This window comes from Pseudomonas sp. IAC-BECa141 (assembly GCF_020544405.1).
In the GTDB taxonomy this organism is placed as follows: Bacteria; Pseudomonadota; Gammaproteobacteria; order Pseudomonadales; family Pseudomonadaceae; genus Aquipseudomonas.
The window spans coordinates 4,610,036-4,623,063 of the sequence record NZ_CP065410.1 but is presented as its reverse complement, the minus strand read 5'-3'; the positions used below and the strand labels follow the sequence as shown (position 1 = coordinate 4,623,063).

General features: G+C 58.3%; 13 protein-coding genes and 5 tRNA genes. 13 read left to right on the top strand and 5 right to left on the bottom strand.

Annotated elements, in window-relative coordinates; translation table 11 throughout:
* Nucleotides 1–27: 27 nt before the first annotated feature.
* The 6 genes from I5961_RS21190 to I5961_RS21165 all read left to right on the top strand — a co-directional run bounded on the left by I5961_RS21190 (nt 28) and on the right by I5961_RS21165 (nt 2,279).
* Entirely contained in the window at nt 28–1,269 is a 1,242-nt protein-coding gene (locus I5961_RS21190) for an aspartate kinase (RefSeq protein WP_007951048.1), read from the top strand.
* A gap of 186 nt (nt 1,270–1,455) precedes the next feature.
* Nucleotides 1,456–1,644 (top strand): carbon storage regulator CsrA, encoded by a 189-nt coding sequence (gene csrA, locus I5961_RS21185; RefSeq protein WP_002554426.1) that lies wholly within the window; start codon nt 1,456–1,458, stop codon nt 1,642–1,644.
* A gap of 62 nt (nt 1,645–1,706) precedes the next feature.
* A tRNA-Ser gene (locus tag I5961_RS21180) sits at nt 1,707–1,797 on the top strand.
* Between the two features lie 107 nt (nt 1,798–1,904).
* Nucleotides 1,905–1,981: transfer RNA gene (locus tag I5961_RS21175), tRNA-Arg, on the top strand.
* Nucleotides 1,982–2,053: 72 nt separating this feature from the next.
* A tRNA-Arg gene (locus I5961_RS21170) sits at nt 2,054–2,130 on the top strand.
* A 72-nt stretch (nt 2,131–2,202) separates the two neighbouring features.
* Nucleotides 2,203–2,279: transfer RNA gene (locus I5961_RS21165), tRNA-Arg, on the top strand.
* 19 nt (nt 2,280–2,298) lie between these two features.
* Here I5961_RS21165 and I5961_RS21160 read toward each other — a convergent pair.
* On the bottom strand, nt 2,299–2,817 hold the full coding sequence (locus tag I5961_RS21160) for a cell envelope protein SmpA (RefSeq protein ID WP_085697075.1): 519 nt from the start codon (nt 2,815–2,817) through the stop codon (nt 2,299–2,301).
* Between the two features lie 320 nt (nt 2,818–3,137).
* Between I5961_RS21160 and mgtE the strand changes: the two genes are divergently transcribed.
* Complete coding sequence (gene mgtE, locus I5961_RS21155; RefSeq protein ID WP_011335525.1) at nt 3,138–4,580, top strand: magnesium transporter; 1,443 nt, start codon at nt 3,138–3,140, stop codon at nt 4,578–4,580.
* A 114-nt stretch (nt 4,581–4,694) separates the two neighbouring features.
* Here mgtE and I5961_RS21150 read toward each other — a convergent pair whose 3' ends face one another.
* Nucleotides 4,695–5,021, bottom strand: a complete 327-nt coding sequence (locus tag I5961_RS21150) for an Arc family DNA-binding protein (protein WP_003178899.1) — start codon at nt 5,019–5,021, stop codon at nt 4,695–4,697.
* A gap of 389 nt (nt 5,022–5,410) precedes the next feature.
* Between I5961_RS21150 and phnN the strand changes: the two genes are divergently transcribed.
* Nucleotides 5,411–5,980 carry a phosphonate metabolism protein/1,5-bisphosphokinase (PRPP-forming) PhnN gene (phnN, locus tag I5961_RS21145; protein WP_227235627.1) on the top strand — a complete coding sequence of 190 codons (570 nt, stop codon included), beginning with the start codon at nt 5,411–5,413 and terminating at the stop codon, nt 5,978–5,980.
* Here the strand turns inward: phnN and I5961_RS21140 are convergent.
* Both I5961_RS21140 and I5961_RS21135 read right to left on the bottom strand, forming a co-directional pair.
* Entirely contained in the window at nt 5,955–6,134 is a 180-nt protein-coding gene (locus tag I5961_RS21140; protein ID WP_007960291.1) for a PA3371 family protein, read from the bottom strand. The two genes, phnN and I5961_RS21140, sit on opposite strands and share 26 nt — an antisense overlap.
* Before the next feature lie 19 nt (nt 6,135–6,153).
* Nucleotides 6,154–6,381: a hypothetical protein gene (locus I5961_RS21135; protein ID WP_085701582.1), complete on the bottom strand. Its 228-nt coding sequence runs from the start codon at nt 6,379–6,381 to the stop codon at nt 6,154–6,156.
* 284 nt (nt 6,382–6,665) lie between these two features.
* Between I5961_RS21135 and I5961_RS21130 the strand changes: the two genes are divergently transcribed.
* From I5961_RS21130 to I5961_RS21110, 5 genes are all read left to right on the top strand, one after another.
* Nucleotides 6,666–6,742, top strand: a tRNA-Arg gene (locus tag I5961_RS21130).
* Nucleotides 6,743–7,018: 276 nt separating this feature from the next.
* Nucleotides 7,019–8,623, top strand: coding sequence for a tetratricopeptide repeat-containing response regulator (locus I5961_RS21125; RefSeq protein WP_085697072.1), 1,605 nt, complete (start codon nt 7,019–7,021; stop codon nt 8,621–8,623).
* On the top strand, nt 8,620–9,312 hold the full coding sequence (locus I5961_RS21120) for a sensor histidine kinase (protein WP_007960318.1): 693 nt from the start codon (nt 8,620–8,622) through the stop codon (nt 9,310–9,312). The genes I5961_RS21125 and I5961_RS21120 overlap by 4 nt, the downstream gene beginning before the upstream one ends.
* A gap of 219 nt (nt 9,313–9,531) precedes the next feature.
* Nucleotides 9,532–10,773 (top strand): glutamine synthetase family protein, encoded by a 1,242-nt coding sequence (locus I5961_RS21115; protein ID WP_227235626.1) that lies wholly within the window; start codon nt 9,532–9,534, stop codon nt 10,771–10,773.
* 68 nt (nt 10,774–10,841) lie between these two features.
* The gene (locus I5961_RS21110; protein ID WP_085697069.1) at nt 10,842–12,206 is read left to right on the top strand and encodes an MFS transporter; all 1,365 of its coding nucleotides are present in this window, start codon (nt 10,842–10,844) and stop codon (nt 12,204–12,206) included.
* 60 nt (nt 12,207–12,266) lie between these two features.
* Here the strand turns inward: I5961_RS21110 and I5961_RS21105 are convergent, their stop codons facing one another.
* The gene (locus I5961_RS21105) at nt 12,267–13,013 is read right to left on the bottom strand and encodes a flagellar brake protein (RefSeq protein WP_085697068.1); all 747 of its coding nucleotides are present in this window, start codon (nt 13,011–13,013) and stop codon (nt 12,267–12,269) included.
* Nucleotides 13,014–13,028: the final 15 nt, after the last annotated feature.

Genomic DNA, 13,028 nt, shown 5'->3' with positions numbered 1-13,028 from the left:
CCCTTCATGGGCAGAGGCGGCTTTGAAATGGCTTTGATCGTACAGAAATTTGGAGGCACCTCGGTCGGCACTGTCGAGAGAATCGAGCAGGTCGCCGACAAGGTTAAGAAATTCCGCGATGCCGGCGATGACCTGGTGGTTGTGCTGTCTGCAATGAGCGGCGAAACCAACCGTCTGATCGATCTGGCCAAGCAAATCAGTGGCGAAGATCAACCGGTTCCCCGTGAACTGGACGTGATCGTTTCCACCGGTGAGCAGGTGACGATCGCCCTGTTGGCCATGGCGTTGATCAAGCGCGGTGTGCCGGCGGTGTCCTACACCGGCAACCAGGTGCGGATCCTGACGGACAGCGCGCACAATAAAGCGCGTATCTTGCAGATTGATGATCAGAAGATTCGCGGCGACCTGAAGGCCGGTCGCGTGGTTGTGGTCGCCGGTTTCCAGGGCGTCGACGAACACGGCAACATCACGACCCTGGGTCGTGGCGGTTCCGACACCACCGGCGTGGCGCTGGCCGCTGCGCTGAAGGCTGACGAGTGCCAGATTTACACCGACGTCGATGGTGTCTACACCACTGACCCGCGCGTGGTGTCCGTTGCTCAGCGTCTGGACAAGATCACCTTCGAAGAGATGCTGGAAATGGCCAGCCTCGGTTCCAAGGTGTTGCAGATCCGCGCGGTGGAGTTCGCCGGCAAGTACAACGTTCCGCTGCGCGTACTGCACAGCTTCAAGGAGGGTCCGGGCACCCTCATTACTATTGATGAAGAGGAAACCATGGAACAGCCGATCATTTCCGGCATCGCTTTCAACCGCGATGAAGCCAAGCTGACCATCCGTGGCGTGCCAGACACCCCGGGCGTGGCGTTCAAGATTCTCGGCCCGATCAGTGCCGCGAACATCGAAGTCGACATGATCGTGCAGAACGTCGCGCACGATAACACCACCGACTTCACCTTCACCGTACACCGCAACGACTACCAGTCCGCGCAGACCGTGCTGGAAAACACCGCTCGCGAGATCGGTGCCCGTGAAGTGGTTGGCGACACCAAGATTGCCAAGGTCTCGATCGTCGGTGTCGGCATGCGCTCCCACGCAGGCGTGGCCAGCCGCATGTTCGAATCCCTGGCAAAGGAAAGCATCAACATCCAGATGATCTCGACCTCGGAAATCAAGGTTTCCGTGGTGATCGAAGAGAAGTACCTGGAACTGGCCGTGCGCGCCCTGCACACGGCTTTCGAACTCGACGCTCCGGCCCGTCAGGGCGAGTGATGCGTTGTCTGAAGGGCGCGGTCTGACCGCGCCCTTTATTTTTTGAATGGCGTGAGCCCTTAACTGTTCTTTTGCTCGCGCTGGTCAATACTCAGGCATGTAGGGCTACGATCGCTCCGGTTGTAGGTCGGGTGCCTTTTTTTTGCAGACTGTTGTCCCTGAAATGATTCGCGTGAGGAGAAAGGTATGCTGATTCTGACTCGTCGGTGCGCAGAAAGCCTGATTATCGGTGATGGCGAAATCACCGTGACCGTGCTCGGCGTTAAAGGAAATCAAGTGCGTATCGGCGTCAATGCCCCGAAAGAGGTGGCCGTGCACCGTGAAGAAATCTATCTGCGTATAAAGAAAGAGAAGGACGAAGAACCAAGCCATTAATTTTTATCGATTTTTATGTTTGCAAACGGGGAAGAAGGTGGTTAATATACGCCCCGTGTTGCGGAGAGCTGGCCGAGTGGCCGAAGGCGCTCCCCTGCTAAGGGAGTACACCTCAAAAGGGTGTCGGGGGTTCGAATCCCCCGTTCTCCGCCATTATTTGCTTAGTACGTTGTAATCTGGCTTCTTCTGTAAGTTATTGAAATTTATAGAAAAAGTGGTTGGAATAGAGATTAGACGGGCTATAATGCGGCGCAACAAATGCACTCGTAGCTCAGCTGGATAGAGTACTCGGCTACGAACCGAGCGGTCACAGGTTCGAATCCTGTCGAGTGCACCATTTAAGAGTTAGTTGCAGCGATGTAAATGACTCGGCTTCAACCAGTTGTGATCTGGTCTAAAAACACAAATTGCACTCGTAGCTCAGCTGGATAGAGTACTCGGCTACGAACCGAGCGGTCACAGGTTCGAATCCTGTCGAGTGCACCATTTAAGAGTCGGTTGCAGCAATGCAGATGACTTGGTTACAGCCAGTTGTGGTCTGGTCTAAAAACACAAATTGCACTCGTAGCTCAGCTGGATAGAGTACTCGGCTACGAACCGAGCGGTCACAGGTTCGAATCCTGTCGAGTGCACCATATATCGAAAAGCCCGCGTTTAACGCGGGCTTTTTGCTGTCCGGGATTTGGCTTTTCCCGTCACGCATCCTTTTTCATCAAAATCGATTTGAGCACTGCGCCCTCGCTTGAGGTCGTAACGATAGCTTGTTGCCGAATTGCGGATATTTACCTTGTCGGGTTTGCCCAGAGCGCTCTCAACGTCCTGCTGGCTCATGCCGGCGATGATTCGTTGATTGATGATCGCCTCGCGTTTCTGTCGTGCGTCGATCAGATCTCCACATTTGTCGTGAGTGCGCCCGACGACGGCCATTTCTCGTTTTCTGATATTCATGCCCGATATTTCTTCGTGACGGGCTTCGGGTATCAGTGCCACGGTCGAACCAGGCGAGTAGGGTCGTACTTCCTGCAATGAAAGGTGTTCATCGTTCGCACAGCTCAGCGTCGTGAATGTGACGCTACCATCAGAAGCTTCGCAGCGATGAAGTGTGGTTGCGCTCCCGATGGCGGGCAGGCAGAGCAGGGTGGTCAGCATGAGTCGGGATGTTTTCGATGGCATTCGGCGTCCTCCGTGACGATCCTCTTCAAGCGTAGCCGGCAGTTTTTTCACCGCCGGTGTGTTTTCTTTTCAGAATGAGTCGTCGCAGTCTGAAGGATCAGGACAGCGTTCAGCTTTGTCTCGCAAGCGCTTGTTTCAGACACGATTTTTTAACGTTTAAAACCGTCATGCGGTGTATCATTGCGCCCGTCAGCCCCGCCGGGGCTTATGGAAAACCTCCATGGACTTACCCAGTAGTTATTCAGTAGCCCGTTTCACCAATCATGAATTGACTGATTGATCCTTCCGGCGTGCCCCGCTGCTGGGAGTGGAGTTCGCCTATGTCCGAAATCGAAGTAAAGAAAACACAGGAAAGCCTGCAGGATCGCCTGGCTCAGGTCGTCGAGCTGCTGCAGCGCCAGCGGGTCGTCGAAGACCTGACTCATCGCCAGGAAGGCCCGCATCATGACCGGGTCGAGAACCTGGTCCACCGGCAAAACCTCGTCGAGCTGCAACGCAAACTCGATGATCTGCACTCCGCCGACGTCGCCTACATTCTTGAAGCCCTGCCGCTCGACGATCGTCTGACGCTCTGGCAACTGGTCAAGGCCGACCGCGACGGCGACATTCTTCTCGAAGTATCCGATTCTGTCCGTGAAACGCTGATCGCCGACATGGACGATCACGAGCTCCTGGCTGCGGCCAAGGACATGGATGCCGACGAACTTGCTGACTTGGCCTCCGAGCTGCCGCGAGACGTCGTCCATGAGCTGATGGAGACTCTGGATCAGCAACAACGCGAGCGTGTGCGTTCGGCTCTCTCCTACGACGAGGAGCAGGTCGGTGCGCTGATGGACTTCGAGATGGTGACCATCCGTGAGGATGTCAGTCTCGAAGTGGTGCTGCGTTACCTGCGTCGACTGAAAGAGCTGCCGGGCCATACCGACAAGCTCTTTGTGGTCGACTACGACGGCGTGCTCAAGGGCGTGCTGCCGATCAAGCGTTTGCTGGTCAATGACCCGGAGAAACAGGTTTCCGAAGTCATGGCGAGTGACCCGGTGAGTTTTCACCCGGACGAAGACGCCTACGACGCCGCTCAGGCGTTCGAACGTTATGACCTGATCTCGGCCCCGGTGGTCGATAAGAACGGCAAGCTGATCGGCCGTCTGACCATCGACGAAATGGTCGACCTGATTCGTGAGGAGAGCGAAAGCGAAGTCCTCAACATGGCGGGTCTGCGTGAAGAGGAAGACATCTTCGCCTCCGTCTGGAAGTCTTTGCGCAACCGTTGGGCGTGGCTGGCGATCAACCTGATCACGGCGTTCGTCGCATCGCGTGTGATCGGCCTGTTCGAAGGTTCGATCGAAAAGCTGGTGGCCCTGGCGGCGCTGATGCCGATCGTAGCGGGTATTGGTGGTAACTCCGGCAACCAGACAATCACCATGATTGTTCGTGCCATGGCGCTTGATCAGGTCAGCACCGGCAACACCTCACGCCTGATGCGCAAAGAGCTGGCCGTCGCGTTGATCAACGGCCTGGTCTGGGGTGGGGTGATCGGTGTGGTCGCCTACATGCTGTACGGCAGTTGGTCATTGGGTGTGGTGATGACGGCTGCCATGACGTTGAACCTTTTGCTGGCGGCGCTGATGGGGGTGTTGATCCCGATGACGCTGGCGAAGATGGGCCGCGATCCGGCGATGGGCGCCAGCGTGATGATTACGGCCATGACCGACAGTGGTGGTTTTTTCATCTTCCTGGGATTGGCGACGATCTTCCTGCTCTGACCGACTGCATTGAAACAGCCTGCCGATTGGCGGGCTTTTTTTCGTCCCTGAAAAGCTCAAATTACGGGCAAAAAAAAGCCAGCATTCATGCTGGCTTGAGATGTTCGGTTTGACTCAGGATGCGTCTGCGGCCATTTCGGCGTCGTGGGCGATCAGAGAAACCAGCGCGTTCTGCTGGCGATGGGAGAGTTGGCGGAAGCGTTGCAGCAACTCGCGTTCGTGCAGCGACAGCTCCGGGCTGTCCAGGCGCATGCTCAGCTCTTCGCCCAGTGCGCCTTCCTGAATAAGACTCTGCTCAAGGCGCGCAATGATCTCGGAGTTCATGCTGCGATGATGATTGCGAGCCACCTCGGCAATGCGTTCACGCATTCCGTCTGGCAGACGTACGACGAACTTGTCAGCCGTACGGCTGGAATAAATTGCCTGTTTCAATGGGCGCATATATTTAACCGGTTAGTTCAGGGGAGCGGTTCTCGGGATTGGCCGCAGGATGTGTGGTAGGACAAGCATCCGCGCCAAATGGTTCAACCTGAATTGTTAAGAGGCGCGCATCATGCCTCAAAATTGCCAGATCATTGGCGTCAATTCTGTGACAAATATTGATCCGGGTAAAGGCGTAATGCCAGCACCAATTATCAGAAATGCGGACTGGTTTGAAAAGAAAGCTTCGGCCCGTATCGCTGACCGCGTCCTGAAGCATGTCGACTGATGCCCGAAGGAGGCAGAACGTGCATGCTATGCGGGTTGAATCGTTGTTCCTTACCTTTTACAGGATAGTGGCAAATGGCCGATTTACTAGGGGCAAGTGCCCGTCGGAGGGCGTTTTCAGGATGGATGGCAGGCTGATTTACCTCATGGGGCCTTCCGGTTCCGGCAAGGACAGTCTGATCGAGGCTGCGCGTGAACCCTTGCGGGCGTTGAACTGCGAAATCATGCGACGAGTGATCACCCGTTCGGCCGAATCCGTTGGCGAGGATGCGATCGGCGTGACGCCGCAGGAGTTCGAGCAACGTCAGCGCGCTGGCGATTTTTCGCTGGCGTGGGAGGCCAACGCTCTCGCCTACGGGATTCCAGTGGAAATGGATCAATGGTTGAAAGCCGGTAAACACGTCCTGGTGAACGGCTCTCGGGCGAACCTTCGGCAAGCGCAGCAAAGCTATCCGACGCTGGTGCCGGTGTTGCTGACGGTTCGAGATGATGTCCTGCGTGAGCGCCTGCTCCGGCGTGGCCGGGAGACGCGTGAGCAGATTGATGCGCGGCTGGCCCGCAACACGTTGTTCAAGCAGAGGCGTTCAACCGACAGCCCTGTGCACCAGATCGATAACTCGGGCGACCTGGCCGACGCGGTCAATCATTTGCTGGAGCTGGTCAGGTTTAGCGTAATACCGGATCAAACTTGATTTTGCGTCCGGCCACCAGCGCCAGTACGAACAGTGCCGAAAACACGCCGCAACCGATCAGGGGCAGGGATATTTCGGTTTCCTCGAAGAGCGAAAAATGCCCGAGGCCACTCAATAAGGCGAGGATCAGAAACCCCGCAGCTGACTTGGACATGCTGTACTCCTGAAGATATTCAAAAAACCAGACGTTCAGTCGAATGCGCCGGCAACGCCTGTTCAGACTCGCTGACCGCTTGCGGGGCGAAGCTCTGATCGCTCAACACCGCCCATTGCGGCGCCTTCTGCACTTGCAGGTAATGCGGCATGCGCCCGGCCACTTTCTCGTTGTCCTCGGGGACGAAGTGAAAGCCCACCAGGACGGCCAGTGCGATTGCGTTTGCGAACACGAGGGCGCTGTTCATGAGACGAGTCTCCGACTGTTCTTGTATAAGAACCGGTAAAGCAGCCGTCGTGCCAATAGTCTAACTGCTGTTAAGTCCTTTAAAAACAAGCATTTATAAGTGTTTTTCGGAAGGGCTGCATTGCAATCTGCAATGATGGCTTTCTGCGCCGATGCAAATTGCACGGTAAAACGTCCGGCACCCGTGCAGGGCGCCTGCCTACACTTAAAAAGCCCTGTGGACGACATGACAAATCAGGGCCTGGCCGTTAACATGCACGCCGTCTGTCGCACCGACAGCCCTGTGTCCCAGTAGCTCAATTGGATAGAGCATCCCCCTCCTAAGGGGAAGGTTGGCAGTTCGAACCTGCCCTGGGACACCATCTATTGAAAAGCCCCGAGCAGAGTAATCTGGCGGGGCTTTTTGCTGCTTGGGAAAAGTCATGGAATGTCTCGGCGCCATCCTCAGTTTTGCCAATCGATGTGTCGACCTCTGCACAACGAATCTTGAACCCTCGCTTCAAGAGAACCGCTGATCCGGCCGATAACCCGTTCGGTGACTTCAGAGTCGCGCGAAATCGCTTGATAGCATTTGGCCGGCAGCTATCATCTGCGCGCCTGGAAATGGACCATCTTCTTCAATTGCCTGGAAATCCTCGATGCTGTCGTATCACCAAAAGAGTTTTCTGATCGTCGATGATTTCTCGGATTTCCGCAGTTCCGTGCGTTCGATGTTGCGCGAGTTGGGCGTCAAGGATGTGGACACCGCCGACACCGGTGAGCAGGCGCTGAAAATGTGTGCGCAGAAGTCCTACGATTTCATCCTCCAGGACTTCCACCTCGGCGACGGCAAGAAGAACGGTCAGCAGGTGCTGGAAGACCTGATGATGGAGAAGCTGATCAGCCACGAAGCGGTGTTCGTGATGGTGACGGCCGAAACCAGTCAGGCGATGGTGCTCAGTGCTCTGGAGCACGAGCCCGACGCGTATCTGACCAAGCCGTTCAACCGCTCTGGCCTGGCTCAGCGCCTGGAGCGTCTGGAGCAGCGCAAGACGTTGCTCAAGCCGATTCTGCAAGCCCTCGACCGTGGCAAACCGGTCGAGGTGCTCAACGCCTGTATTGCCCTGTGCAAACAGGACATCCGTTATTCGCCGCTGTGCCTGCGCTATCGCGCTGATGCGTTGCGCGACATGAACCAGAACGAAGCGCTCGAGCGCCTTTACGACAGCATCATCGCCGACCGGCCGTTGCCGTGGGCCTTTGCCGGGTTGGGCAAGTTGCTGTTCAAGCGCGGGCAGGTCAGTCAGGCCAAGGGCGTTTACGAAAAAGCCCTGAAGGTCTTTCCGATGATGCCGGCGCTGTATGACGGGATGGCCGACGTGCTGGTCGCCGAGGGTGATACCAAAGGCGCGCAGCAAGTGCTGGAGGAGGCGATTCGTCTGTCGCCGCTGGCGGTGCGTCGTCAGGCGTTGCTGGGCAAGCTGGCGATGGCCAACGAAGATTTCGACACCGCCTCCCGGGCTTATCGCCAGGCGGTGAATCAGGGCGCGCAATCGCGGTTCAAGGATCCGGAAAGCAATTTGGGCCTGGCGCACGCGCTGATCAGCAAGGGCAGCGAGCGCGGGCTCGATACCCGTACGCGTCTGGAGATCAACACCACTCTCAGCGCAGTGGCCAAGGAAAACCCGACCGATCCGGGCCTGCAAATTCGCGCGCGCCTGATGAAGGCCACCAGCCTGTTGCTCAACGATGCCGAGACCGCTGAAAAACTCACCGAACAAGCGCTGATGCGCCTCGACGGCATGGAGCAGTTCATGAGCCCCGAGGCTGCGTTGCTGGTGGCCAAGCAACTGCAGATGCTCGGTCAGGCCGAGGCGGGCACGTCGATGCTCAAGAGTTGCGCGGAGATCTACGGCGATGACCCGGCGGTGATGAAAGACATCGCCAAGCTCACCGATGACCCGACTATTCTCAGCTCAAGTAATGCGGCCGCCGACCTCAACCGTCAGGGCGTGCGCGTGTACAAGACCGGCAACCTGGTGGAGGCCCGCGAGGTGTTCCGCAAGGCGCTGAAGATGCAACCGAAGAACATCAGTATTGCGCTGAACATGGCCCAGTCGCTGCTGCACGGCACCGACACCAGTGTGCCGTCGGCGGAGCTGGAAGAATGTCGGGCCTGCCTGAAACTGGTGGGCATGATGCCCGATACCGACGCGCGTTATCCGCGTTATCAGAAGCTGAAAAGCAAGGCGTTTGGCGAATGAACCAAGACGAGCAGGCACTGGATTTTTCCACGGTGATTGCCTCCACCGTGCACGACATGAAGAACTCTCTGGCGATGCTGATGCAGGCCCATAGCCAATGGCTGGCGCGTCTGCCCGAGGCGCAGCGCCAAGGGGCGGAGCAGGGCGTGATCGACTTCGAGTTCGCTCACCTCAACGGCATGCTGGTGCAGTTGCTCGGACTGTACAAGCTCGGGGTCAACCAGATGCCGTTGCAGCCGGCCTATCACGAGCTGGACGATTTCATCGAGGCGCAACTGGCGGCGCATCAGGAAGTGTTCGCCAGCCGTGGAATCATCGCCACTTACGAAGTCGATCCGCTCAGTCCCCTGGGTTTTTTCGACCGCGAACTGATCGCCTCAGTGCTGGGCAACTGCATCAACAACGCGATCCGCTACGCCCGTGAATCGCTGCTGATCACCGTCAGCGACGAGGCCGGGCAACTGGTGCTGAGCATCAATGACGACGGCGACGGTTATCCGGCCGAAATGCTCGAGCGCCAGTCCGATTACGTGCAGGGCATCAACCACAGCAGTGGCAGCACTGGCCTTGGTCTGTACTTCGCCGGGCGCATCGCTGCGCTGCATCAGCGCAACGGTGTGGGTGGCCGGACCGAGATCCGTAATGGCGGCCCGTTGGGCGGCGGCGTGTTCAGTATTTACCTGCCCTGAATCACGGATTCATCGACCGGAATTCTTTTTGTTGGCTGCTGCTTGATATTCCGAACAGCCGAAGCCTATTTTGTCCGGGTCGCCGTTCGCGGCTCGCACAATAACAAGGATTGCGTCATGACAACCGATGGCCAGCGTTCACTCGCGCAGCGATTGACGGGCATTGATGAGATTGAATGTGTCACGCCGGATTTGAACGGCGTGCCACGTGGCAAGGTAATGACCGCCGAGGGCTTCCTCGAAGGGCGGCGTTTGCAGTTGGCCCGGGGGGTGCTGCTGCAATGCATCATGGGTGGTTATCCCGCCGCCAGATTCTATGGCAGCGATGACGGTGACCTGGCGCTGGTGGCTGATCCGGCGCAGATCCATCCGTTGCCATGGAGTGACGAACCACGGGCCTTTGCCATCTGTGATGCCGACGAGCTGACCGGCGAGAGCTCCAACCTGTCGACCCGTGGCCAGCTCAAGAAAGTCATTGCCCGCTACGCATCCCTTGGTCTGGCGCCGGTGGTGGCGACCGAACTCGAATTCTTTGTGTTCGCACCGAACACCGACCCGACCCAACCGTTCCAGCCGCCAGTCGGCCGCGACGGTCGTCGCGAGGACGGCCACTCGGCGTTCAGTGTCAGCTCCAACAACGGCCTGCGACCGTTCTTCAGTGAAGTCTATAAATGCATGGCGGCCCTCGGTCTGCCGCGCGATACCTTCATGCACGAAATGGGCGTCAGCCAGTTCGAGATCAACCTGCTGCACGGCGATCCGCTGCTGCTGGCCGACCAGACCTTCCTGTTCAAGCACCTGCTCAAGGAAGTCGCGCTCAAGCACGGTCTGACCGTGGTGTGCATGGCCAAACCATTGGCGCACACGCCGGGCAGTTCGATGCACATTCACCAGAGCATCGTCGAAATCGGCAGCGGCAAGAATGTGTTCAGCGACGCGGACGGTCAGCCGACCGCAATGTTTCGCCACTTCATCGGCGGGCAGCAGGCGGGTATGGCTGATTTCACCGCGCTGTTTGCGCCGAACGTCAATTCGTACCAGCGTCTGTGCCATCCGTTTGCATCGCCGAATAACGCCTGCTGGTCCCACGACAACCGCGCCGCCGGTCTGCGTATTCCGGCCAGTTCGCCGGTCGCGCGCCGGGTCGAGAATCGCTTGCCGGGCGCTGATGCCAATCCGTATCTGGCGATTGCCGCGAGTCTGGCCGCCGGTTTGTACGGCATCGAGCATGAGCTTGAGCCAAGCGAAGCGATTCAGGGCGAGTTCGATGTCCCGGACCATCTTTCGCTGCCGTGTACCTTGCACGCGGCGCTCGAACGTCTCAAGCGCAGTCAACTGGCCAAGGAACTGTTCGGCACGGAGTTCATCGAAGGCTACGTCGCTTCGAAGACCATGGAGTTGACCAGTTTCTTTGATGAAATCACTCCCTGGGAACGCCGTGTTCTAGCTGCCCAGGCCTGACGAAATGTCGCCGTCGGGCTATCGTTTGATAGCCCGATACTTACCGCAAGGAGCCGCTCGGAACGCCGATGCGCCAAATCTGGAAATCCTTTCGAGCGCTGTATTTCGCCTCGCTGATGATGTTGATCGGCTCGGGCCTTCTTTCTACTTATCTGGCGTTGCGTCTGGCGGCCGACCATGTCGACGGGTTGTGGGTCGGTGCGCTGATGGCGGCCAACTATTTCGGTCTGGTGCTGGGCGGCAAGATCGGTCACCGCTTGATTGCCCGGGTCGGGCATATCCGTGCCTACTCGGCGTGCGCCGGGATCGTCGGCGCGGCGGTGCTCGGTCATGGTCTGGTGGACTGGCTGCCGGCCTGGCTGGTGCTGCGGACCATCGTTGGCCTCGGCATGATGTGCCAATACATGGTCATCGAGAGCTGGCTGAACGAGCAGGCTGACGCCAATCAGCGCGGTCTGGTGTTCAGCGGCTACATGATCGCGTCGTATCTGGGGTTGGTGCTCGGTCAGCTGATTCTGGTCATGCACCCGGGCCTTGGCCTGGAACTGCTGATGCTGGTCGCGCTGTGCTTCGCCCTGTGTCTGGTGCCGGTGGCGCTGACCCGGCGGATTCACCCGGCGCCGTTGCATCCGGCGCCGATGGAGCCGCGCTTCTTTATCAAGCGTGTGCCGCAGTCGCTGAGCACCGTGCTCGGGGCCGGGCTGATCATTGGTTCGTTTTACGGTCTGGCGCCGCTGTATGCCTCGCAGCAGGGGTTGTCGACCGAACAGGTCGGTCTGTTCATGGGTAGCTGCATTTTTGCCGGGCTGGTGGTGCAGTGGCCGTTGGGCTGGTTGTCGGATCGTTATGACCGGGCCTTGCTGATTCGCTGCTTTGCGCTGTTTCTGGCAGTCGCTGCATTACCGCTGGCGATCCTGCCGCAGGTGCCTCTGGAGGTGCTGTTCGTGGTCGGCTTCCTCTGCTCGCTGGTGCAGTTCTGCCTGTACCCGTTGGCGGTGGCGTTCTCCAATGACCATGTCGAAGGCGAGCGCCGGGTGTCGCTGACGGCGATGTTGCTGGTGACCTACGGCGTGGGTGCCAGTGTCGGGCCGCTGGCGGCCGGGGTGCTGATGAAGCTGTTCGGGCCGCAGAGCCTGTACGCGTTCTTCACCTTTTTCGCGCTGGTGCTGGTGTGGCGGATCCGGCCGAAAGCCGTGACCAATCTGCATCAGGTCGACGATGCGCCGCTGCATCACGTGGCGATGCCGGACAGCATGTCCAGTTCGCCGCTGGTGGCTGCGCTTGACCCACGGGTAGACGAGCAGGTAGTGCAGGAGCAGATGCAGAATACGGTCGCTCCTGAACCGGAGCCGGAACCTGATCCGGAACCTGTCACGCCAACCGACTCGACAGTCGAGGGCGAAGGGCCGGACATCAGCCCCGCCAGGCCTTGATCCGGGCATAAAAAAAACGGGCAGTCACCGCAATGACTGCCCGTTTTTCATGCCTTCCGATCAGAAGTCGTCTTTATCAAACCGTCGCGCTTCGCGTTGCAGCTGATAAACGAAACGCTCGACGTTGCGTGCTGCCGGGCCGCTGATGTTGTGAAAGCGCAGGCCGGCGAAGGTGATGTTGAGTTTTTCTTCGAAGTGCAGGTAACGCAGTTCGACCGAGGCCGGTTGGTTGCCGAACAGCGGTGCGGCGATCAGCCGATCGTAGACCTGGCCCAGTTGCAGGCGGTCGGTAATGTCGCCTTCGAAACGCAGTTTGCAGCCAGTGGCGGAGATATCCAGCAGCTTGCCGTCGATCGGTGACTTGAGCTTTTCGCCACCGAGCACGACGCTGACCAGATCGGTCAGCTTCAGGGCTGCGCGGAAGGCGTTGCGGCGCTGGTGGTAAACCACTTCGGTGGGCAGGTCGCCGGTGTAGAAGCGGTCGCCACTGGATTCTTCGATGTTCAGCTTGCCGTCGCATTCCCAGGCAATGCGCACGCCGTCATGAAAACCTTCGACCTTGAACGGTTCGCCGGCGAGCAGGAAGCGTTCGCCATCGCGCGGGATCATTTCGTCCAGGGCAATCGTGGCGGTTTCCCGGTCAACCTTGATCAGGTAACTCTGGAAGCGCTGGCTGCGCTCGTGGAAGGTGATGATCAGCGGATCGTGGCTCTCTTGCAGCTGGCGCAGGTTGCTGGAGATTTCCAGAGGTGTGGTGAGCACCTTTGGGGGCTGCGGAGCATCATCCGCGCTGAGGACGTTGGACACGTTAAATCAATCTCC